At 70.2% G+C, this 22,359-nt stretch carries 19 protein-coding genes; 13 read left to right on the forward strand and 6 right to left on the reverse strand.

Features of this window, described 5'->3' with window-relative positions:
- The first annotated feature begins 78 nt into the window (after window positions 1-78).
- Window positions 79-1,539, forward strand: a complete 1,461-nt coding sequence (locus ACFYRX_RS39845; protein ID WP_389111235.1) for a PucR family transcriptional regulator ligand-binding domain-containing protein — start codon at window positions 79-81, stop codon at window positions 1,537-1,539.
- A gap of 69 nt (window positions 1,540-1,608) precedes the next feature.
- On the forward strand, window positions 1,609-2,397 hold the full coding sequence (locus ACFYRX_RS39850) for a phosphatase (RefSeq protein ID WP_389111239.1): 789 nt from the start codon (window positions 1,609-1,611) through the stop codon (window positions 2,395-2,397).
- 22 nt (window positions 2,398-2,419) lie between these two features.
- Here ACFYRX_RS39850 and ACFYRX_RS39855 read toward each other — a convergent pair whose 3' ends face one another.
- From ACFYRX_RS39855 to ACFYRX_RS39865, 3 genes are all read right to left on the reverse strand, one after another.
- A complete protein-coding gene (locus tag ACFYRX_RS39855) occupies window positions 2,420-3,292 on the reverse strand; it encodes an acyl-CoA thioesterase (protein WP_389111241.1) in 873 nt (290 codons plus the stop codon).
- 34 nt (window positions 3,293-3,326) lie between these two features.
- Window positions 3,327-4,484 carry an acyl-CoA dehydrogenase family protein gene (locus ACFYRX_RS39860; RefSeq protein WP_389111243.1) on the reverse strand — a complete coding sequence of 386 codons (1,158 nt, stop codon included), beginning with the start codon at window positions 4,482-4,484 and terminating at the stop codon, window positions 3,327-3,329.
- A 180-nt stretch (window positions 4,485-4,664) separates the two neighbouring features.
- Window positions 4,665-5,258 carry a TetR/AcrR family transcriptional regulator gene (locus ACFYRX_RS39865; RefSeq protein ID WP_389111245.1) on the reverse strand — a complete coding sequence of 198 codons (594 nt, stop codon included), beginning with the start codon at window positions 5,256-5,258 and terminating at the stop codon, window positions 4,665-4,667.
- Between the two features lie 97 nt (window positions 5,259-5,355).
- On the opposite strand from ACFYRX_RS39865, the gene ACFYRX_RS39870 reads away from it, so the two are divergent.
- Genes ACFYRX_RS39870 through ACFYRX_RS39885 form a run of 4 tightly spaced genes read left to right on the forward strand, consistent with a single transcriptional unit; the run spans window position 5,356 to window position 10,976 of the window.
- A complete protein-coding gene (locus ACFYRX_RS39870; protein WP_389111247.1) occupies window positions 5,356-6,972 on the forward strand; it encodes a carboxyl transferase domain-containing protein in 1,617 nt (538 codons plus the stop codon).
- 6 nt (window positions 6,973-6,978) lie between these two features.
- Window positions 6,979-8,892, forward strand: coding sequence for an acetyl/propionyl/methylcrotonyl-CoA carboxylase subunit alpha (locus ACFYRX_RS39875; protein ID WP_389111249.1), 1,914 nt, complete (start codon window positions 6,979-6,981; stop codon window positions 8,890-8,892).
- Window positions 8,889-9,809 (forward strand): hydroxymethylglutaryl-CoA lyase, encoded by a 921-nt coding sequence (locus ACFYRX_RS39880; protein ID WP_389111252.1) that lies wholly within the window; start codon window positions 8,889-8,891, stop codon window positions 9,807-9,809. Before ACFYRX_RS39875 ends, ACFYRX_RS39880 begins: the two co-directional genes overlap by 4 nt.
- Window positions 9,810-9,815: 6 nt before the next feature.
- On the forward strand, window positions 9,816-10,976 hold the full coding sequence (locus tag ACFYRX_RS39885) for an acyl-CoA dehydrogenase family protein (RefSeq protein WP_389111255.1): 1,161 nt from the start codon (window positions 9,816-9,818) through the stop codon (window positions 10,974-10,976).
- A 2-nt stretch (window positions 10,977-10,978) separates the two neighbouring features.
- Here ACFYRX_RS39885 and ACFYRX_RS39890 read toward each other — a convergent pair whose 3' ends face one another.
- The 3 genes from ACFYRX_RS39890 to ACFYRX_RS39900 all read right to left on the reverse strand — a co-directional run bounded on the left by ACFYRX_RS39890 (window position 10,979) and on the right by ACFYRX_RS39900 (window position 12,750).
- Window positions 10,979-11,191, reverse strand: coding sequence for a helix-turn-helix domain-containing protein (locus tag ACFYRX_RS39890; protein WP_389111257.1), 213 nt, complete (start codon window positions 11,189-11,191; stop codon window positions 10,979-10,981).
- A 162-nt stretch (window positions 11,192-11,353) separates the two neighbouring features.
- The gene (locus ACFYRX_RS39895) at window positions 11,354-12,298 is read right to left on the reverse strand and encodes a hypothetical protein (protein WP_389111260.1); all 945 of its coding nucleotides are present in this window, start codon (window positions 12,296-12,298) and stop codon (window positions 11,354-11,356) included.
- Window positions 12,292-12,750, reverse strand: a complete 459-nt coding sequence (locus tag ACFYRX_RS39900) for a hypothetical protein (RefSeq protein WP_389111262.1) — start codon at window positions 12,748-12,750, stop codon at window positions 12,292-12,294. Before ACFYRX_RS39900 ends, ACFYRX_RS39895 begins: the two co-directional genes overlap by 7 nt.
- Window positions 12,751-13,479: 729 nt before the next feature.
- On the opposite strand from ACFYRX_RS39900, the gene ACFYRX_RS39905 reads away from it, so the two are divergent.
- The 7 genes from ACFYRX_RS39905 (at window position 13,480) to ACFYRX_RS39935 (ending at window position 22,320) form a co-directional block, all read left to right on the forward strand.
- The gene (locus ACFYRX_RS39905; protein ID WP_389111265.1) at window positions 13,480-14,526 is read left to right on the forward strand and encodes an ABC transporter substrate-binding protein; all 1,047 of its coding nucleotides are present in this window, start codon (window positions 13,480-13,482) and stop codon (window positions 14,524-14,526) included.
- A gap of 54 nt (window positions 14,527-14,580) precedes the next feature.
- Window positions 14,581-15,414: a siderophore-interacting protein gene (locus ACFYRX_RS39910; protein WP_389111267.1), complete on the forward strand. Its 834-nt coding sequence runs from the start codon at window positions 14,581-14,583 to the stop codon at window positions 15,412-15,414.
- 140 nt (window positions 15,415-15,554) lie between these two features.
- A complete protein-coding gene (desA, locus tag ACFYRX_RS39915; RefSeq protein WP_389111270.1) occupies window positions 15,555-16,997 on the forward strand; it encodes a lysine decarboxylase DesA in 1,443 nt (480 codons plus the stop codon).
- Entirely contained in the window at window positions 16,981-18,258 is a 1,278-nt protein-coding gene (locus tag ACFYRX_RS39920) for a lysine N(6)-hydroxylase/L-ornithine N(5)-oxygenase family protein (RefSeq protein WP_389111273.1), read from the forward strand. Before desA ends, ACFYRX_RS39920 begins: the two co-directional genes overlap by 17 nt.
- Complete coding sequence (locus ACFYRX_RS39925; RefSeq protein ID WP_389111276.1) at window positions 18,255-18,788, forward strand: GNAT family N-acetyltransferase; 534 nt, start codon at window positions 18,255-18,257, stop codon at window positions 18,786-18,788. The genes ACFYRX_RS39920 and ACFYRX_RS39925 overlap by 4 nt, the downstream gene beginning before the upstream one ends.
- A complete protein-coding gene (locus ACFYRX_RS39930) occupies window positions 18,785-20,557 on the forward strand; it encodes an IucA/IucC family protein (protein ID WP_389111279.1) in 1,773 nt (590 codons plus the stop codon). The genes ACFYRX_RS39925 and ACFYRX_RS39930 overlap by 4 nt, the downstream gene beginning before the upstream one ends.
- Before the next feature lie 164 nt (window positions 20,558-20,721).
- Window positions 20,722-22,320: an RICIN domain-containing protein gene (locus ACFYRX_RS39935; protein WP_389111281.1), complete on the forward strand. Its 1,599-nt coding sequence runs from the start codon at window positions 20,722-20,724 to the stop codon at window positions 22,318-22,320.
- Window positions 22,321-22,359: the final 39 nt, after the last annotated feature.

Below are 22,359 nucleotides of genomic sequence, written 5' to 3' on the forward strand. Positions count from 1 at the left end.
ACAGTAGGTGGCCGGACAGCGGCTGCGAAGTGTACGTTTCATCCATTCGAGCGGTACGGGATGGAGGAAACGTCCACCATGCCGGACCCTGCTGTCCCACCCACCCCGCCGGTCCCGCTGGCCGCTCTGCTGGCCCGCGAGGACCTCGCGCTGCGGCAGATCGCGGGGCCGTCGGACGCCGCCACGGTCATCCACTGGGCGCACACCTCGGAGATGGCGGACCCGTACCCGTATCTGCTGGGCGGTGAGCTGCTGCTGACCGCCGGGGTGCACATCCCGGGGGCGGCGGACCCCGGCACGTACTTCGGCGACTACGTGTCGAGGATCGTCGCGGCGGGCGGGGCGGCTCTCGGTTTCGGCGTGGCACCGGTGCACGACACGGTCCCGCCCGCCCTGGTGGCGGCCTGCGACGCGCACGGGCTCCCACTCCTGGAGGTCCCTCCCCGGACGACCTTCTCCGGGGTGGCCCGCGCGGTCTGGCAGCTGATGGCCCAGGCCCGCCACACGGAACTCCGGCGCGTGACCGAGGCCCAGCAGAGCCTGGCGGCGGCCGCGTCCCGCCCCGATCCGGTGCCGTCGGTGCTGCGGCAGCTGGCGCGCCGGGTCGGGGGGTGGGCGGTGCTGTACGGGCCGGACGGGGCGGAGGTCGCGTCCGCCGGGCGACGGGTGGGGACCGCGGCCCGGACCGCGCTGACCGGACTCGCCGAGGTCGTACGCCCCTCCGGCCCCGGCACGCCGGCCTCCGCCGGCCATACGACCGCCGACATCCACCTCGCCGCCTACGCCCTCGGCGCCGGGCACGGTCTCGTCCTCGGGGTCGCCACGCCCCACCGCGACCCCGGCGATCACACCATCGCCTCCGTCGCGGCCGTACTGCTGTCGCTGCTCACCGGTGAGCAGCAGAGCGGGTCCGGGGCGGCGCGGGCGTCCGCTCTCGTACGGCTGCTGCTGGGCGCCCCGCCCGAGGAGGTGGCCCCCCTTCTCGGTGCCGGGCAGTGGGTCGTCGTGCACGCCCGGCCCGACACGCTCGCCGCTCCCGACCCCGTCGCCGCCTCCGCGCTGGGTACGGCGCTGGGCTCGCCGCTGGTGGACGTGGCGCGGGACGTCGTACGCGTGCTCCTCCCCGCCGAGCGGCAGCCGGCTCCGCAGGCCGGGTGGACGCTCGGGGCCAGTGCCGTCGTCGAGCCCCGGCAGTGGGCCGCCGCCGACATCCAGGCGGCCCGTGCGCTGGCCCGGGCCCGTGCCACCCGCGTCGACCTGGTCCGGCACGGGGCCCGCCCCGCCCTCGCCGGCCTGGTGCCGGAGGCGGACGCCGACGCGCATGCGCGCGCCCTCCTGGCGCCGCTGGCGCCCGCCCTCACCGAGACCCTCCGCGCCTGGCTTTCCCTGCACGGCAGTTGGGACCGTACAGCTCTCGCGCTGGGCGTGCACCGCAACACCGTGCGGCAGCGGATCGCGAAGTGCGGGGCGCTGCTGGAGCTGGACCTGGACGACCCGGACGTACGGATGGAGCTGTGGTTCGCGCTGCGCCGGTCATGATCGCGTGACCCGCGTCCCAGCGTGCGGGATGCGCGGTGATGCCGTGAAGGCGTGCTTCAGAATGGGGGCATGCCGATACCCGGGACACCCAGCCGCGCCGAGCTCGTCGACCACCTTGTGAAGACCCGTATCGCGGGTGAGGTCGCCACCCCGCGTGAGAACAACCTCTCCCACTACCGCCAGCTGGCGAACGGCAACCGCCATTACTGGCTCGGTCTGGAGCTCGGCGACCGCTGGAGCGACGAGCAGGACGTGCTCGCGGTGATGGCCGAGCGGGTGGGGGTCAACGACGACGCGGAGTACCGGTACGGCCAGGACACCATCGACCCCGAGCTGACCGTCGGCGCCCTGGAGCGGATGGCGGCCCGGCTGCGCAAGGCGGCGGACGGGCAGCAGCGGGTGCTCTTCGCGACCGGCCATCCCGGCGGGCTTCTCGACGTGCACCACGCCACGGCCGCCGCGCTGCGCACGGCCGGCTGCGAGATCGTGGTCATCCCGGACGGGCTGCAGACGGACGAGGGGTACGTCATGCAGTTCGCGGACGTGGCGGTGCTTGAGCACGGCGCGACGCTGTGGCACACCCACTCCGGTGACCCGATGAAGGCCATCCTCACCGCCCTGGAGCGCGAGGGCCGCCCGCTGCCCGACCTGGTCGTCGCCGACCACGGCTGGGCGGGGTACGCCGGACAGCACGGGGTGGACTCCGTCGGATACGCCGACTCCAACGACCCGGCCCTGTTCGTGGGCGAGTCGGAGGGCACGGTCCAGGTGACGGTCCCGCTCGACGACCACGTGGTGAGCCCGCGCTACTACGACCCGATGACCGCGTACCTCCTCAGCGAGGCCGCGCTGCGCTAGCCCGAGGGCGCGCGCCCGGGACTCAGGTGCGCCGGGGCGCGCGGACCACGCCTTCCTGGATCACCGAGATGGCCAGTTGGCCGTCCTGCGTGTAGATGCGTGCCTGGCCGAGACCGCGGCCGCCCGAGGCCGACGGGGACTCCTGGTCGTACAGGAGCCATTCGTCGGCGCGGAAGGGGCGGTGGAACCACATCGCGTGGTCCAGCGAGGCCCCGACGACGTCACCGACGGCCCAGCCACCGCGGCCGTGGGCGAGGAGGACCGAGTCGAGGAGCGTCATGTCGGAGACGTAGGTGGCGAGGACGACGTGCAGGAGCGGGTCGTCCGCGAGCTTGCCGTTGGTGCGGAACCAGACCTGCGAGTGCGGCTCGCGCGGTTCGCCGAACTTCCCGTACGGCGGCTCCTCGACGTAGCGCAGGTCGATCGCCTCGCGGGTCTCCAGGAACTTCTCCACGACCGCCGCGCCCAGATGGTCGTAGCCGCGCAGCCGGTCCGCGTTGGTGGGGAGCGTCGCCGGGTCGGGGGCGGCCGGCATGGCGGTCTGGTGGTCGAAGCCCTCCTCGTGCCGCTGGAAGGACGCGGAGAGGGCGAAGATCGGCTGGCCGTGCTGGACCGCGATGACCCGGCGGGCGGTGAAGGAGCGGCCGTCGTTCATGCGCTCGACGGTGTAGACGATCGGCGCGCCCGGATCGCCGGGGCGCAGGAAGTACGCGTGCAGGGAGTGGGCGAGCCGGTCCTCGGGGACCGTCCGCCCGGCGGCGACCAGCGCCTGCGCCGCGACCTGCCCGCCGAAGACGCGGGGGACGACGGCGGGTCGGGACCGGCCGCGGAAGATGTTCTCCTCGATCTGCTCGAGGTCGAGCAGATCGAGGAGGTCCTGAAGTGCCTGGCTCATGGAACTGTTGTACCGGCCGGTGATTCCGCGCGGCTTACAGGCCCATGTCCTTCGCGATGATCGACTTCATGATCTCGCTGGTGCCGCCGTAGATGCGGTTGACGCGGTTGTCCGCGTACAGGCGGGCGATCGGGTACTCGTTCATGAAGCCGTAGCCGCCGTGCAGCTGGAGGCAGCGGTCGATGACGCGGTGGGCGACCTCGGTGGTGAACAGCTTGGCGCTGGCGGCCTCTGCGGGGGTCAGCTCTCCCGCGTCGAGGGCTTCCAGGGCGCGGTCGACGACGGCCTCGGCCGCGTCCACCTCGGCCTGGCAGGCGGCCAGCTCGAACTTGGTGTTCTGGAAGGTGGCGACCGTCTTGCCGAAGACGGTGCGCTCCTGGACGTACTCCTTGGCGAACCGGACGGCGGCCTTGGCCTGCGCGTAGGCGCCGAAGGCGATGCCCCAGCGCTCGGAGGCGAGGTTGTGGCCGAGGTAGTAGAAGCCCTTGTTCTCCTCGCCGAGGAGGTCCTCGACGGGGACCTTGACGTCGACGAACGCCAGCTCGGCGGTGTCGGAGGTCTTCAGGCCCAGCTTGTCCAGCTTGCGGCCGATGGAGTAGCCCTCGGACTTGGTGTCCACGGCGAAGAGGGAGATGCCGAAGCGGCGGTCCTCGGCGGTGGGCGCGGAGGTGCGGGCGCAGACGATCACACGGTCGGCGTGGACGCCACCGGTGATGAAGGTCTTGGAGCCGTTGAGGACGTAGTGCGTGCCGTCCTCGGAGAGCTTGGCGGTGGTCTTCATGCCCGCGAGGTCGGAGCCGGTGCCCGGCTCGGTCATCGCGAGGGCCCACATCTCCTCGGCGGAGACGAACTTCGGCAGGAAGCGCTTCTTCTGCTCGTCGGTGGCGAGCATCTTGATGTACGGCAGTCCGAGCAGGACGTGCACACCGGAGCCGCCGAACTGGACGCCCGCGCGGGCGGTCTCCTCGTACATAACGGCTTCGAACTTGTACGAGTCGATGCCGGCGCCGCCGAACTCCTCGTCCACGCGGATGCCGAAGATGCCGAGCTCGGCGAGCTTGTAGTAGAAGTCGCGCGGCGCCTGGCCGGCCGCGAACCACTCGTCGTAGACCGGGACGACCTCGGCCTCGATGAAGGCCCGCAGGGTCTCCCGGAACGCCTCGTGGTCCTCGTTGAACACAGTACGGCGCACCGCCGCCACCCCTTCTTGCGCCTAAACCGGCGCCGCTCTCGCGGATGTGGTTGCTCGCCGTGGGGGTTGCGCAATTGATGGTTGCGGTCCCTTTGGCTAAGCGCTTGCTCAGGAATTAAGGTACCGGTCGGTAGGGAGGGGCGTCCAGGGGGGATCTCGTAACGCTCGTCACGCTCGGGGTCAGGCTCCCGCTGCCGCGAACGCTCCCCGGGCCATGCGGTGCAGCAGTTCCGCCGTCACCCCGCGACCCGGCAGGGAGCCCGGGCGGCCCAGGTGCGGGGTCGAGTTCAGCAGGCCGAAGACCGAGTGGACCGCGGAGCGGGCCGTCGGTTCGGTCAGGGGCGGGTAGACCTCGCGGACCACCTCCACCCACAGCTCCACGTACTGCCGCTGGAGCTGCCGGACCAGCTTGCGGTCGCTGTCGCGCAGGCGGTCCAGTTCGCGGTCGTGGAGGGTGATGAGGGGGCGGTCGTCGAGGGCGAAGTCGATGTGGCCCTCGATCAGCGAGTCCAGCAGCGCCTCCGGGTCGTCACCGCCCCACTCGGCCACCCTGCGCTTCCCGCCGGTCAGCAGCTGCCCGCTGATCCCCACCAGCAGCTCCGCGAGCATGGCGTCCTTGCCCGGGAAGTGCCGGTAGAGGCCGGGGCCGCTGATACCGACCGCGGCACCTATCTCGTCCACGCCGACGCCGTGGAACCCGCGCTCGGCGAACAGCCGCGCGGCCTCCTTGAGGATCTGCTCGCGACGGGTGGGGGCGTCGGTTCTGGTGGCCATGAAAGTAATTCTAGACAGGGAGGTTAGCGGTCGTTAACCTGAGGGAGATGGTTAACGCTCATTAACAGCAGATCACTGGGTGAGGGGACCGCGGGACATGGATCAGGCACCCGAGCTGACGAGCGCGGCGGACCCCGCGTCGGAGGCCTGGAAGGCCAACGAGGCGGCCCACCGGGCACTGGTGGACGAGCTGCGGGACAAGCTCGCCACGGCCCGGCTGGGCGGGGGCGAGAAGTCCAGGCAGCGGCACACCGCGCGCGGCAAGCTGCTGCCCAGGGACCGGGTGGACGGCCTCCTCGACCCCGGCTCGCCCTTCCTTGAGCTCGCTCCCCTCGCCGCCGACGGCATGTACGACGGACAGGCCCCGGCCGCCGGGGTCATCGCCGGGATCGGCCGGGTGAGCGGGCGCGAGTGCGTCGTCGTCGCCAACGACGCCACCGTCAAGGGCGGCACGTACTACCCGATGACGGTGAAGAAGCACCTGCGCGCGCAGGAGGTCGCCCTCGACAACCGGCTCCCCTGCATCTACCTCGTCGACTCCGGCGGCGCCTTCCTGCCCATGCAGGACGAGGTCTTCCCGGACCGCGAGCACTTCGGGCGGATCTTCTACAACCAGGCCCGGATGTCGGGTGCGGGCATCCCGCAGATCGCGGCGGTCCTCGGGTCGTGCACGGCCGGCGGCGCCTACGTCCCCGCCATGAGCGACGAGGCCGTCATCGTCCGCAACCAGGGCACGATCTTCCTCGGCGGTCCCCCGCTGGTGAAGGCCGCCACCGGCGAGGTCGTCACCGCGGAGGAGCTCGGCGGCGGCGAGGTGCACTCCCGGATCTCCGGCGTCACCGACCACCTCGCCGAGGACGACGCCCACGCCCTGAGGATCGTGCGGAACATCGCCGCGACCCTGCCCGCGCGCGGGCCGCTGCCCTGGTCCGTCGAGGCCGCCGTGGAGCCCAAGGTCGACCCCTACGGCCTCTACGGCGCGGTCCCCACCGACTCCCGCACCCCCTACGACGTCCGCGAGATCATCGCGCGCGTTGTCGACGGCTCCCGTTTCGCCGAGTTCAAGGCCGAGTTCGGGCAGACCCTGGTCACCGGCTTCGCCCGGATCCAGGGCCATCCGGTGGGCATCATCGGCAACAACGGCATCCTGTTCTCCGAATCGGCCCAGAAGGGCGCCCACTTCATCGAGCTGTGCGACCAGCGCGGCATCCCCCTGCTGTTCCTGCAGAACATCTCCGGCTTCATGGTCGGCAGGGACTACGAGGCGGGCGGCATCGCCAAGCACGGCGCCAAGATGGTGACCGCGGTCGCCTGCGCGCGCGTGCCCAAGCTGACGGTGGTGGTGGGCGGTTCGTACGGCGCCGGGAACTACTCCATGTGCGGTCGGGCCTACTCCCCCCGGTTCCTGTGGATGTGGCCCAACGCCAAGATCTCCGTCATGGGCGGAGAGCAGGCCGCGTCGGTCCTCGCGACCGTCAAGCGGGACCAGTTGGAGGCGCGCGGGGAGGCGTGGCCCGCCGAGGACGAAGAGGCCTTCAAGGACCCGGTCCGCACCCAGTACGAGCGCCAGGGCAACGCCTACTACGCCACCGCCCGCCTGTGGGACGACGGGGTCATCGACCCGCTCGACACCCGGCAGGTCCTCGGCCTGGCCCTGACCGCATGCGCCAACGCGCCGCTGGGCGACCCCCAGTTCGGCGTCTTCCGGATGTGAGGACCCATGTTTGACACAGTGCTTGTCGCCAACCGGGGCGAGATCGCGGTCCGCGTCATCCGCACCCTGCGCTCCCTGGGCGTGCGCTCGGTGGCCGTCTTCTCCGACGCGGACGCCGACGCACGGCACGTCCGGGAGGCGGACACGGCGGTACGCCTGGGACCGGCGCCGGCCTCGGAGAGCTATCTGTCCGTCGAGCGGCTCCTGGAGGCGGCCGCCCGCACCGGCGCCCAGGCCGTGCACCCGGGCTACGGCTTCCTCGCGGAGAACGCCGCCTTCGCGCGCGCGTGCGTCGACGCCGGGCTGGTCTTCATCGGGCCCCCGGCGGACGCGATCGCCCTCATGGGCGACAAGATCCGCGCCAAGGAGACCGTGGAGGCGGCCGGGGTGCCGGTCGTGCCCGGCGGCCGTGACCCCGATCTCGCCGAGGCGGCCCGCGAGTTGGGCGCCCCGGTGCTGCTGAAGCCCAGCGCGGGCGGCGGCGGCAAGGGCATGCGGCTGGTCCGGGACCTCACCGTCCTCGAAGAGGAGATCGCCGCAGCCCGCCGTGAGGCCCGCGCCTCCTTCGGCGACGACACCCTGCTCGTGGAGCGGTGGGTGGACCGGCCCCGGCACATCGAGATCCAGGTGCTGGCGGACAGCCACGGCAATGTGATCCACCTCGGCGAGCGCGAGTGCTCGCTGCAGCGGCGGCACCAGAAGGTCGTCGAGGAGGCGCCCTCGGTCCTGCTGGACGAGGACACGCGCGCGTCCATGGGCGAGGCGGCGGTCCAGGCGGCCCGCTCCTGCGGCTACCGGGGCGCAGGCACCGTGGAGTTCATCGTCCCGGGCAACGATCCGTCGTCGTACTACTTCATGGAGATGAACACCCGCCTCCAGGTGGAGCACCCGGTGACCGAGCTGGTGACCGGGCTCGACCTGGTGGAGTGGCAGCTGCGGGTCGCGGCGGGCGAGCCACTGCCGTACGGGCAGGAGGACGTCGTCCTCACGGGGCACGCGATCGAGGCCCGCGTCTGCGCGGAGGACCCTGCGAAGGGCTTCCTCCCGTCCGGCGGCACCGTGCTCCGCCTCCACGAACCCCAGGGCGACGGCGTCCGCACCGACTCCGGGCTCAGCGAGGGCACCGAGGTCGGCAGCCTGTACGACCCGATGCTGTCCAAGGTCATCGCCTACGGCCCGGACCGTGCGACCGCGCTCAGGAAACTCCGGACGGCCCTCGCGGAGACGGTGACGCTGGGCGTGCAGACCAACGCGGGGTTCCTGCGCCGGCTGCTGGCCCATCCGGACGTGGTGAAGGGCGAGTTGGACACCGGGCTGGTCGAGCGGGCGGTGGACGGCCTGGTCTCCACCGACGTACCGGAAGAGGTGTACGAGGCGGCGGCGGCCGTCCGCCTCGAAGCGCTGCGCCCGCGCGGAGAGGGCTGGACCGACCCGTTCTCGGTGCCGAACGGCTGGCGGATCGGAGGCTTCCCGAAACCCGTCGGATTCCACCTGCGGGTACAGGACCCCGTGGAGTACGTCCCGCGCGGCACCCACACCGTCACCGAGGACCAGGTCTGCGTCACCCTCGACGGGGTCCGCCACACCTTCCATCGCGCCGCCGACTGGATCGGCCGTGACGGCGACGCCTGGCATGTGCGGGACCACGACCCGGTGGCCGCGTCCCTCACCCGCTCCGCGCACGCCGGTGCCGACTCGCTCACCGCGCCCATGCCCGGCACGGTGACCGTCGTGAAGGTCGCCGTCGGGGACGAGGTGGCCGCCGGTCAGAGTCTGCTGGTCGTCGAGGCGATGAAGATGGAGCACGTCATCTCCGCCCCGCACGCCGGCACCGTCGCCGAGCTCGACGTCACGCCGGGCACGACGGTCGCCATGGACCAGGTGCTCGCGGTCATCACCCCGGTGGAGGACGAGAAATGACCCTTCCCATGGTCGTACCGGAGGCGGGGCTTCCCGCCCGCGTCCGCATCCACGAGGTCGGCGCCCGTGACGGTCTGCAGAACGAGAAGTCGACCGTGCCGACGCAGGTGAAGGCGCAGTTCGTGCGCCGCCTCGCCGAAGCGGGGCTCACCACGATCGAGGCGACGAGCTTCGTCCACCCCAAGTGGGTGCCCCAACTCGCCGACGCCGAGCAGCTGTTCCCGCAGATCAGCGAGCTCCCGGTGGACCTCCCGGTGCTCGTGCCGAACGAACGCGGCCTGGACCGCGCCCTCACGCTGGGCGCGACCCGCGTCGCCGTCTTCGCCAGCGCCACCGAGTCCTTCGCCAAGGCCAACCTCAACCGCACGGTCGACGAGGCACTGGCGATGTTCGAACCGGTGGTGGCACGGGCCAAGGCCGCGGACGTCCATGTGCGCGGCTACCTCTCGATGTGCTTCGGCGACCCCTGGGAGGGCGCTGTCCCGGTCCCGCAGGTCGTCAAGGTCTGCCGCGCCCTGCTCGACATGGGCTGCGACGAGCTGAGCCTCGGCGACACGATCGGGGTGGCGACACCGGGCCACGTACGCGCGCTGCTGAGCGAACTCGACGTCCCCGTGGGGAAGTTGGGCGTGCACTTCCACGACACGTACGGCCAGGCCCTCGCCAACACCTACGCGGCCCTCCAGCACGGCGTCACCACGGTGGACGCCTCCGCGGGAGGCCTCGGCGGCTGCCCGTACGCCAAGTCCGCCACCGGAAACCTCGCCACCGAAGACCTCGTGTGGATGCTCCAGGGCCTCGGCATCGACACCGGGGTCGACCTCGGCTCTCTGGTCGCCACCAGCGCCTGGATGGCCGAACACCTGGGCCGACCCAGCCCGTCCCGCACCGTCCGCGCCCTCTCCCACCAGGAGTGATCCGAGATGGACCACCGCCTCTCCCCCGAACTCGAAGAACTCCGCCGTACGGTCGAGCAGTTCGCCCATGACGTCGTCGCGCCGAAGATCGGCGAGTACTACGAGCAGCACGAGTTCCCGTACGAGATCGTCCGCGAGATGGGCCGCATGGGCCTGTTCGGGCTGCCGTTCCCCGAGGAGTACGGCGGCATGGGCGGCGACTACCTCGCGCTGGGCCTCGTCCTTGAGGAACTCGCGCGCGTGGACTCGTCGGTGGCGATCACCCTGGAGGCCGGAGTCTCCCTGGGCGCCATGCCCCTGCACCTGTTCGGCACCGAGGAGCAGAAGCGCGAGTGGCTGCCCCGGCTGTGCTCGGGCGAGATCCTGGGCGCGTTCGGCCTCACGGAACCGGACGGCGGCAGCGACGCCGGGGCGACCCGTACGACGGCCCGCCTGGACCCGGACACGGACGAGTGGGTCATCAACGGCACCAAGTGCTTCATCACCAACTCCGGCACCGACATCACGGGGCTGGTCACCGTCACCGCGGTCACCGGGCGCAAGCCGGACGGCAAGCCGCTGATCTCCGCGATCATCGTGCCGTCGGGCACGCCGGGCTTCACGGTCGCGGCACCGTACTCGAAGGTCGGCTGGAACGCCTCCGACACCCGTGAGCTGTCCTTCTCCGACGTACGCGTCCCGGCGGCGAACCTGCTCGGCGAACAGGGCCGTGGTTACGCCCAGTTCCTGCGCATCCTCGACGAGGGCCGGGTCGCCATCGCGGCCCTCGCGACGGGGCTCGCGCAGGGCTGTGTGGACGAGTCGGTGAAGTACGCGAAGGAGCGGGTGGCCTTCGGGCGGCCTATCGGCGCCAACCAGGCGATCCAGTTCAAGATCGCCGACATGGAGATGAAGGCCCACACGGCCCGCCTCGCCTGGCGGGACGCGGGCTCACGCCTGGTCGCCGGAGAACCCTTCAAGAAGGAGGCGGCCCTCGCCAAGCTGTACTCGTCCACGATCGCCGTGGACAACGCCCGCGACGCCACCCAGATCCACGGCGGCTACGGCTTCATGAACGAGTACCCGGTCGCCCGTATGTGGCGCGACTCCAAGATCCTGGAGATCGGCGAGGGCACGAGCGAGGTACAGCGGATGCTGATCGCACGGGAGTTGGGGCTCGTGGGCTGAGCTCAGGCGACCAACCGGCTGTCGAGCAGCCCCAGCTCCTGCGCCCGGGCCCCCAGGGCGACCCGGCCGACGACGCCCCAGCGGTTCATCACCCGCTGGACGCGTCGCTGCACGGTCCGGTGTCCGATGCCCAGCCGTCTGCCGATGGCCGCGTCACCCAGGCCCTGGCTCAGGAGACGGACGATGACTATGTCCATGTCGTCCAGATCGGCCACATGTGCGTGATCGAGCGATGAAGTATCCAAGTTGACCCCCCGGGTTCGGAACCTCAGGTACCTCTTGGATCACTCTAAGCCTCTGGACCGCCCCAAGGTCTTTTTAACATTCAGTCAAAAGCGCCCACAACACCCAGCCCTGGGTGGCGTAAATGCGCCAAATCAGGAAGCGTTTTCTGCGCCACGGGGCGTCACCCCGGCGGCCGCTTCGAGGATGTCCCGGTCCTTCTCCAGCTCTGCGGCATGCTGCTTCACGGCCTTCTCCTGGAGCTCGGACTCCTCGGCGTACCAGACGTCGGCGACCCGATGGCGGGCGCGGCAGTCGAGATCGGCCAGCGCGGTGGCGATCTCCTCCTCGGAGGCCTCGGGCGCCGCGAACCGCGGGTCGCCGGGGGCGTCCAAGGGGGCGTCGTAGCGGTAACCGTTCTCTGCCATGCACCGCGACCAGGAGCGGAACACGCTCCGCACCGGCTCGCTCTTCCCGGCCGCGGTGTACGCCTCGTTGCTCAGGTCGTTGGCGAGGGTGGAGACCGGGTCCAGAGTGCCGTAGACCTCGCGCCGGGCCTCGGACCAACAGCCGCCCTCGGGCACCTTCTTCGACGCGCCGACGCCGGTCATGACCGCTTCCGCTTCGGGACCGAGCCGGTTGGCATCCAGCAGGCGGGCGGTCTCCACCTGGTAGGCCTTGGCATCACCGGCCGGCTTGTAGCCGTAGGTCGCGGCGACTTCGCGGTCGTGGATGCCGTAGCGGCGGTCGGTGAGGGTCCGCGGGCCGTACTCCGGCATCTTGCCGGCCGGCCGGTAGTCGATGCCGTACCGCTTCATACAGGCGGACTTGGCCTGCTCGACGGCGTCGAACAGCAGGTCCTTCTGCTGCGGGGTCGGCATATAGGCCTGGAGCGGCAGCACCCAGGTGGCCGGATCGTCGGGGTCGGGGGACGTGGCCGCGGGGGTCGCGGCGCCGTGCCCGTCGGAGCGCCCGGCGCCGGGGCCGTCGCCGCCCTGCCCGCCGCAGGCGGCGAGCAGCGGGAGGCTCAGCGCGAGGGTGAGCGCCAGGGCGGGGCGCGCCCCTCGGAGTGCGCCCCTGACACGGGAGGTGGTCAGCACCACTGGAAAGAGGCGTTCTCGTTGTACGTCTTGACCAGGTTCTGCGCCCGCGGCGTCGGAACACCCGGCGCGATGGAATCCATGGCCCCGTCGAACCAGCTGGAGTAATAGACGCAAGCACCGTACGACGTGTGCGAGTTCCGGGCCGAGGCCGCGTTGTTCTTCACATCCTGACCCGCCCCGGCCCCGGTGCCGGGACAGAACTTGAGGGAGTAGTTTCCGCTGGCGGTGAGCGGAACCGAACCGAAGTTGCCGACCGCATATCGGAAGTCCCGGTATGCGCCGGCCGTACCGGAGTTGTAGTACAGCCGGAATCTGAATTCGGCGGTGTTGCCCTGGCAGGCTCCCTGGATGGTCTCGTCGTCGAATCCGTCTGCCTGCGCGGGTGTGCCCGCGAACACCAGGAATCCGGCGGCGACCGACGCTGTCAAAGCTGCGGTGAAAGCTCTCATATCTGTCTCCTCGAGCTGCGGCAAAGGTAGATCGTGACACCACGAGAGGAGGCTGCCAATGGTCTGGCGTCATTGCGCCAGAACTCCCTCCTGCCGAGCCCGTCGACTCCTTGGCGGTTTCGGCCCCGGAACGCCGGCCGCGCTCACCTCGAAAATGCTCGTCGATCAACGAGAAACATCTCGCCCTCGGGGAACTTCACCCGCGTCATTCAGGAAATCGAAGGTCGTGCGCGCTGGACAAACTCCCCCGTCGGTCTCACCCACTGCGGCGACGTGAGTGTCATCGAGGGCGCCGGCCGGGCGCGGAGGGGGCTGATCGTCTTCGGCGGCCTGGGACTCGCGCTGGTGCTCGTCGCGGATGTGCCGCTGCCACGGGGCGGCGGCGCTGAGCGTTGCGCGGCGTGCGGTGCTCAAGCGGTTCGCCTGTGTCGGCGCGGGCGCCGCCCAGGTATCGGCCTCCGGCACCGCCGTCACCCTCAGACTCCGCGCGTACGTGAAGGGTGTCCAGGGCAACCTGACAAAGATCCAGTACGGGACCGTCGGGAGCATCCTGGACGACTGCGAAAGCGTGGTCCGCCGGGCGAGGAGCAGACACCTCCCGCACACCATCCCGCGGAAGGACCGGCCGAACGAAGGGTGCGGGGCACTCTTCTGGACTTATTGAGGTTAGGCTAACCTACCTTCGAACAGTCCGGCGGACGCTCCGCCCCGCTCGAAAGCAGCCACACCATGCCCAACGCAAGAGCCGTCCACTTCACCCGCCGCGGCCTCCTCGCCGCGGGCGGAGCCATCGGCCTCGGCGCCGCGCTCGCAGCCTGCGGTGACGACGACTCCGGCAGCGAGGGCACGAGCGAGGAGACGACGGCCGCCAAGTCCGGCCCCTGGTCCTTCAAGGACGACCGCGGTACGACCGTGAAGCTCGACGAGGTTCCCACGAAGATCGTCGCCTTCGTCGGCGTCGCCGCCGCGCTGTACGACTACGGCATCGACATCAAGGGCGTCTTCGGCCCGACCAAGACCAAGGACGGCAAGGCCGACGTCCAGGCCGGCGACATGGACGTCAGCAAGCTGACGGTCTTCGGCAACGTCTGGGACCAGTTCAACGTCGAGGCGTACGCGGCCTTCGGTCCTCAGGCACTCCTCACCACGACCTTCGACAGCGCCGGCACCCTCTGGTACGTCCCCGAGGCATCCAAGGACAAGATCGCCAAGCTGGCCCCGAGTGTCGCCATCTCCGTCTACGACCGCCAGTTGACCACCTCGCTCACCCGTATGTGGGAGCTCGCCGACTCACTCGGCGCGGACCTCACGGCCGCCAAGGTCACCGACGCCAAGAAGCGCTTCGAAGAGGCCTCCGAGCGACTGCGCAAGGCGGCCAAGGCCCGGCCCGAGATCAGGGTGCTGGCCGGTTCCGCGGCCGAGTCCGTCTTCTACGTCTCCGGCACCAACCTCTCCGTCGACCTGGAGTACTTCAAGGCCCTCGGCGTGAACTTCGTGGAGCCGTCGGCGTCGGTGCTCAAGGCCTCCGGCGGCTGGTACGAGTCGCTGAGCTGGGAGAACGTCGACAAGTACCCGGCCGACATCATCGTGATGGACGACCGTACGGCGACGATCCAGCCGGCCGACATCACCGAGGCGACATGGAAGAAGCTGCCCGCGGTGAAGGCGGGGCAGGTCATCTCCCGGTCGCCCGAGCCGATTCTGTCGTACGACAAGTGCGTGGCGATGGTGGAGAACCTCGCGAAGGCGATCGAGACCGCGAAGAAGGTCGGCTGACCGTCGGGCCCCGCGCCCCCCACAGGCATCCCTGACGTCGATTCAGGAGTACCCATGACCACGGCCGTAGCCGCTCCGTTCCGTTTCTTCTCCCTCCAGGTGGCACGGACGAGGCGGCTCGGCCCGTCCTCGGTCCGCGTCACCTTCACCGGAGACGACCTGAGCGCGTTCCACTCGCACGGACACGACCAGTCGCTGTCCCTCTTCCTCCCCGCCGAAGGACGGACCGAGCCCGGGGTTCCCGTCGAGCTCGGGGACGGCTGGTGGCAGGCCTGGCGTGAACTGCCGGACGAGATACGGGCGGTGATGCGGTCGTACACCCTCCGAGGCCTGCGCCGCGATCCCGACGAGATCGACATCGACTTCGTGCTGCACGAACCCGCCGGTCCCGCCTCCCGCTGGGCCGCGCGGGCCCGCGCCGGGGACAGGGTCCAGTTGCTCGGGCCGGCGGTCGCCGACAACCGGGCCATCCGGTTCCGGCCGCCCGAGGACACCGACCTGGTGCTGCTGTGGGGCGACGAGACCGCCCTCCCCGCCGTCTCGGCGATCCTCGAAGCACTGCCCGCAGGGCAGCGGGCGCGGGCCTGGCTGGAGGTGCGCGACGCCGGGGACATCCGGGACCTGACCACCGCGGCCGACGCCGAGATCACCTGGCTCGTCAGGAACCCGGAGGATGCCGAGTGCTCCCCCATGTCCCTCGGCGCACTTCGCGACGCCCAACTGCCGCCCGCAGAGCGGCCGTACGTCTGGATCGCCGGTGAGTCCGGGTGCGTGAAGGAGCTGCGGCGGCACTTCGTGCGGGAGCGCGGGATCGACCGGCGCCGGGTCACGTTCGTGGGCTACTGGCGGCAGGGGATGACCGAGGAGCAGCTGCGGGCGGCCGAGTGACTCCCGTCGAGTGACGGCGGTCACGGCCGGGTGGGGTTTCGTTGAAGTTAATTAGGTTAGGCTTACCTAAGTTGAAGCCGTGGTTCCCGCCCGCTCACGTTCCCAGTCCCGCACGGATCGTCCCCACCGGAGGACCCCTCATGCGCTCGCACCTGCTCAACGACACGACCGCGGAGAGCTACCGCCGCTCCGTGACCGAAGGAATCGAGCGGGTGGCGGCCAAACTCGCCACCACCACAAGGCCGTTCACCGGCGTCACCGTCGACGACCTCGCCCCCCGCATCGACGGGATCGACCTGGACAAGCCCCTGCTGGACACGGCGGCGGTGCTCGACGAGCTGGAGGACGTCTACCTCCGCGACGCGGTCTACTTCCACCACCCCCGCTACCTCGCCCACCTCAACTGCCCGGTCGTCATCCCGGCCGTGCTCGGCGAGACGATCCTCTCCGCCGTCAACTCCTCCCTGGACACCTGGGACCAGTCGGCCGGCGGCACGCTCATCGAGCGCAAGCTGATCGACTGGACGACCGCGCGCATCGGCCTGGGCCCGGTCGCCGACGGCGTGTTCACCTCGGGCGGGACACAGTCCAACCTGCAGGCGCTGCTCCTGGCCCGCGAGGAGGCCAAGACCGACAGCTTCGCCAAGCTGCGCATCTTCGCCTCCGAGGTCAGCCACTTCAGCGTGAAGAAGTCCGCCAAACTCCTCGGTCTGAGCCCGGACTCCGTGGTCTCCCTCCCCGTCGACCACGACAAGCGCATGCAGACCGTCGCCCTCGCCCGTGAGCTGGAGCGCTGCAAGCGGGACGGTCTGGTCCCCATGGCCGTCGTCGCCACCGCCGGCACCACGGACTTCGGTTCCATCGACCCGCTGCCCGAGATCGCCGAACTGTGCGAGCAGTACGGCACCTGGATGCACGTGGACGCGGCCTACGGCTGCGGTCTGCTCGCCTCGGTCAAGTACCGAGACCGCATCGACGGCATCGAGCGCGCCGACTCGGTCACCGTGGACTACCACAAGTCCTTCTTCCAGCCGGTGAGTTCGTCCGCCGTGCTGGTACGGGACTCCTCGACGCTGCGCCACGCTACCTACCACGCGGAGTACCTGAACCCGCGCCGCATGGTGCAGGAACGTATCCCCAACCAGGTGGACAAGTCCCTCCAGACCACCCGCCGCTTCGACGCGCTCAAGCTGTGGATGACCCTGCGCGTGATGGGCGCCGACGGCGTCGGCCAGCTCTTCGACGAGGTCTGCGACCTGGCCGCCGAGGGCTGGAAGCTGCTCGCCGGCGACCCGCGCTACGACGTGGTCGTCCAGCCGAGCCTGTCCACCCTGGTCTTCCGCTACATCCCCGCCGCCGTCACCGACCCGGCCGAGATCGACCGCGCCAACCTGTACGCCCGCAAGGCCCTGTTCGCCTCCGGCGACGCGGTGGTCGCGGGCACGAAGGTCCAGGGCCGCCACTACCTGAAGTTCACCCTGCTCAACCCCGAGACGACGGTCGAAGACATGTCCGTCGTCCTCGACCTGATCGCCGGCCACGCCGAGCAGTACCTGGGAGAGTCCCTTGACCGCGCGTCCTGAAAACCCGTCCACCACCTACGACTTCGTGGGAATCGGGCTCGGCCCGTTCAACCTGGGCCTCGCCTGCCTCACCGAGCCCATCGGCGAACTCGACGGGATCTTCCTGGACTCGAAGCCCGACTTCGAGTGGCACGCCGGCATGTTCCTGGACGGAGCCCACCTCCAGACCCCGTTCATGTCGGACCTGGTCACCCTCGCCGACCCGACCTCGCCGTACTCCTTCCTCAACTACCTGAAGGAGAAGGGCCGGCTGTACTCGTTCTACATCCGCGAGAACTTCTATCCGCTGCGGGTGGAGTACGACGACTACTGCCGCTGGGCCGCGAACAAGCTGAGCAACGTCCGCTTCGGCACGACGGTCACCGAGGTGACGTACGAGAGTGACGTCTACGTCGTGCGGACCTCGGCCGGCGACGTGTACCGCGCCCGCCACCTGGTCCTCGGCACCGGCACCCCGCCGTACATCCCGGAGGCCTGCCAGGGGCTTGGCGGCGACTTCATCCACAACTCCCGCTACATGCAGCAGCGTTCGGAGCTGGTGAAGAAGGAGTCGATCACCCTCGTCGGTTCCGGGCAGTCCGCCGCCGAGATCTACCTCGACCTCCTCGGCGAGATCGACGTCCACGGCTACCGGCTGAACTGGGTGACCCGCTCGCCGCGCTTCTTCCCCCTCGAATACACCAAGCTCACGCTGGAGATGACCTCCCCGGAGTACGTCGACTACTACCGCGAGCTCCCCGAGGCCACCCGCTACCGGCTCACCGCCGAGCAGAAGGGCCTGTTCAAGGGGATCGACGGCGACCTGATCAACGAGATCTTCGACCTGCTCTACCAGAAGAACCTCGGCGGCCCGGTCCCCACCCGGCTGCTCACCAACTCCTCGCTGAACAGCGCGCGTCACGAGAACGGCACGTACACGCTCTCCTTCCGCCAGGAGGAGCAGGAGAAGGACTTCGAGATCGAGTCGCAGGGCCTGGTGCTGGCCACCGGCTACAAGTACGCCGAACCCAAGTTCCTGGCACCGGTCAAGGACCGCCTGCGCTACGACTCCCAGGGCAACTTCGACGTGTCCCGCAACTACGCGATCGACGTGAGCGGCAGAGGCGTCTTCCTGCAGAACGCCGGCGTCCACACGCACAGCATCACCAGCCCCGACCTGGGCATGGGTGCCTACCGCAACAGCTACATCATCCGCGAGCTGCTCGGCACCGAGTACTACCCGGTCGAGAAGACGATCGCTTTCCAGGAGTTCTCCGTATGACCTTCACCTTCCGCCCTCTCGACCCTCTGAAGGACGCCGAGTTGCTGCACGGGTGGGTGACCCACCCCAAGGCCGCGTTCTGGATGATGCAGGACGCCACGCTGGTCGACGTCGAGCGCGCCTACATGGACATCGCCGCCGACGAGCACCACCACGCGGCTCTCGGCCTCGACGAGAACGGCGTCCCCGCCTTCCTGATGGAGAAGTACGACCCCGCGCACCGGGAGCTGGTCGGCCTGTACGAGCCGCGGCCCGGCGACATCGGCATGCACTTCCTGACCCCGGCGACCGACAGGCCCGTGCACGGCTTCACCCGGTCCGTGATCACCGCCGTGATGGCCCACCTCTTCGAGGACCCGGCCGTCCAGCGGGTCGTCGTGGAGCCGGACGTCTCCAACAAGGCCGTCCACGCCCTGAACGAAGCGGTGGGGTTCGTGCCCGAGCGAGAGATCCAGAAGCCGGAGAAAACGGCCCTGTTGAGCTTCTGCACGCGGGACCGGTTCGTCGCGGCGACGGGGGTGACGGCATGAGCCTCACCGACGCCGTGGCCCATCTCTCCCCCGAGCGCTGGGAGACCGCCAACCGTCTGCTGGTCCGCAAGGGCCTCGCCGAGTTCGCGCACGAGCGGCTGATCGAGCCCGAGGAGACGGACAAGGACCAGTACGTCGTCCGCAGCGACGACGGAGAGACCCGCTACGACTTCACCGCCGTCCGCCGCTCCCTGGATCACTGGCAGGTCGACGCCGACTCGATCACCCGGCACCGCGACGGCGCCGAACTCCCGCTGGCCGCCCTGGACTTCTTCATCGAGCTGAAGCAGACCCTGGGCCTGAGCGACGAGATCCTGCCGGTCTACCTGGAGGAGATCTCCTCCACCCTCTCGGGCACCTGCTACAAACTCACCAAGCCGCGGATCCCGGTCGCCGAGCTCGCGAAGAGCTCCTTCCAGGACATCGAGACCGGCATGACCGAGGGCCACCCCTGCTTCGTCGCCAACAACGGCCGCCTCGGCTTCGGCGTCCACGAGTACCTCTCGTACGCCCCCGAGGCCGCGAGCCCGGTCCGCCTGGTCTGGCTCGCCGCACACCGCTCGCGCGCCGCGTTCACGGCCGGCGTCGGCATCGAGTACGAGCCGTTCGTACGGCAGGAGTTGGGCGAGGAGACCGTAGAGCGCTTCTACGGCGTCCTGCGCGACAAGGGCCTGGACCCGGCCGACTACCTCCTCATACCGGTCCACCCCTGGCAGTGGTGGAACAAGCTCACCGTCACCTTCGCCGCCGAGATCGCCCGCGGCCTCCTGGTCTGCCTCGGCGAGGGCGACGACGAGTACCTGGCCCAGCAGTCCATCCGGACCTTCTTCAACACCTCGCACCCGGAGAAGCACTATGTGAAGACGGCCCTGTCCGTCCTCAACATGGGCTTCATGCGCGGGCTCTCGGCCGCGTACATGGAGGCGACACCGGCCATCAACGACTGGCTCGCCGCACTCATCGACGGCGACCCGGTGCTGAAGTCCACCGGTCTGTCGATCATCCGCGAGCGGGCCGCCGTGGGCTACCGGCACCTGGAGTACGAGGCGGCCACCGACCGATACTCGCCGTACCGCAAGATGCTGGCCGCGCTGTGGCGCGAGAGCCCGGTCCCCTCCCTCCAGGACGGCGAGTCGCTCGCCACCATGGCCTCCCTGGTCCATGTCGACCACGAGGACCGGTCGTTCGCGGGCGCGCTCATCGAGCGGTCCGGGCTCACCCCGACGGACTGGCTGCGCCGCTATCTGCGCGCCTACTACACCCCTCTGCTGCACAGCTTCTACGCCTACGACCTGGTGTACATGCCGCACGGCGAGAACGTCATCCTGGTCCTCAAGGACGGCGTGGTCGAGCGCGCGATCTACAAGGACATCGCCGAGGAGATCGCCGTCATGGACCCGGACGCGGTGCTGCCGCCCGCGGTCGAACGGCTGCGGGTCGAGGTCCCGGACGACAAGAAGCTGCTGTCGATCTTCACGGACGTCTTCGACTGCTTCTTCCGCTTCCTCTCCGCGAACCTCGCCGCCGAGGGGATCCTGGAGGAGGAGGACTTCTGGCGCACGGTCGCCGAGGTCACCCACGACTACCAGCGCTCGGTGCCGGAACTCGCCGACAAGTTCGAGCGGTACGACATGTTCGCGCCCGAATTCGGCCTGTCCTGCCTCAACCGCCTCCAGCTGCGCAACAACAAGCAGATGGTGGACCTGGCGGACCCGTCGGGCGCGCTCCAGCTGGTCGGCACACTGAACAACCCCATCGCCGGCCTGTAGTTCGGCCCAACCGCCAGGCGGGGCCCGGGAGTACGGTCCTCCCGGGCCCCGTCTTTTTCCGGCTTTTCTCGTCTCTTTTGAGCAGACGGAGAGCACAGCCTCGTCATAGTGAGTGCCACTACGGTCCACATCTTGCCGTGCCCGCGCTCCTTGGAGACGAGACGATGACGTCCGAGCACACGCCACAGCAGGTCCTGCACGATGCGGCGACCGACATCCCGGCACAGGACGTCGCGGCCGTCCACTCCTACGCGGGCGCGTTCTGCGGCAGGCCGGACACCGCCGCCGGGCTCGCCGTCGAGGTGCTGTCGGGACAGCAGGGGCCCGCCGTGCGTACGGCTCTCCTCGCCGACGTGCGGTGGACGGCCTTCGGGTGGTGGCGGGACGGCCGCTCCGGGCTCCTCCGCCCCGGCTTCCGGGACTGGGCCCAGCGGGCGGGCGAGACCTTCGGTACGACGGACACGTTGCGGCTGGTGGAGCACGACGCGCTGCTGCTGCGGGCGTTCGGGGAGCTGGCCGACCAGTCGCGCACCGCGCTGTGGCTGTGCCTCGCGGAGGGCGAACCGGACTTCGCCGCACGGGTGTTGAGCACCTCGCGGGAGTTCGCCGAGTCGCTGGCCGAGTCGGGCCGCTCCCGGCTCGCCGACACCTTCCTGCGGCTGCGCGCCGAGCACACGACCGACGCCCGCTGCGTGCACTACGGCGGCATGCTCGGTGCGATCGCCCGCGGCACTCACCGTGAGACCCCGGCGGACCTCGAACAGCACCTGGATACCTGCGAGTTCTGCACCCACGACATGGCGCTGCTGCGCACGCTCACCTCGGGAGCGGCGCGGGAGCTGCGGCCCCTGCTCGTCGACCGGCTCCTGGTGTGGGGCGGCCCCGCGTACCGCGCGGCACAGCCGACGGCACCGGAGCGGGCCGCCGGCGGGACGGTTCCGATGCCCTCGGTCAGGGGCGCGCGGGCCAAGCAGAGCTCGTGGGTCAGGGCGGTCCCGAGAGGCTCGAGAGTCAGGGGCGGGCCGGGCACTGGGCAGCCGCCCGAACGAGACACCCCGGGGACACCGGACGCCCCCGCAGGGTCCCTCCACACCGATCCCGCCCCCCGTCGTCCCGTACTCGCCATAGCTGTGGCAGTCGTGGTCACCGCCGTCGCCACGGCCGTGGCCCTGAGCCTGTGGTCCGGCACGCAGACGGGTGCGGCCGTCGATTCCTACGGGTCCTACGGGCCGCCGCGCGCCGCGCCCTCGCCTACCCCGTCGGTCTCGCCCTCGGCCTCCCCGGGCGCGGGGTCCGTGCTCGCCACGATCGCACTGACGAGCGCGGACGCCTCCGGGAGATGCGTCGGCACCGCCGTGCCCGGCTCTCGGGACCGCGCCCCCGCACCGGCCCCCTGCGACGGAGGCGCGACACAGCAGTGGCGGGTCGTCGACATCGGGGGCGGAGCCGTCGCTCTCCAGCACGTGGCGTCGACGTTCTGTCTGGACATCGCGGGCTACCGCGCCGTGGGCGATCCCATGCAGATGCGGCCGTGCGCCTACCAGCAGGGCGACAGCGCCCCGTACCCCGAGGACCAGGCGTTCGTCCTCAGGACCTACCGGGACGGGACCTTGGCGCTGATCTGCCAGGACAACCCCGCGATCGCCGTGGGCACCACGAACGGCGAGATCCGCATGCTGTCGGCCGCGACCGCCGGCAGGGCGATCCGCTTCACTCTCGACGACGCACTCGCCGACGCCCTGGACAGGACCCAGGGCGACTGAGCCACGGCGGCGGGCCGGGCCGGGCTTGCGCACCCGGCC

The organism is Streptomyces sp. NPDC005374 (genome assembly GCF_042872225.1).
Taxonomy (GTDB): Bacteria; Actinomycetota; Actinomycetes; order Streptomycetales; family Streptomycetaceae; genus Streptomyces.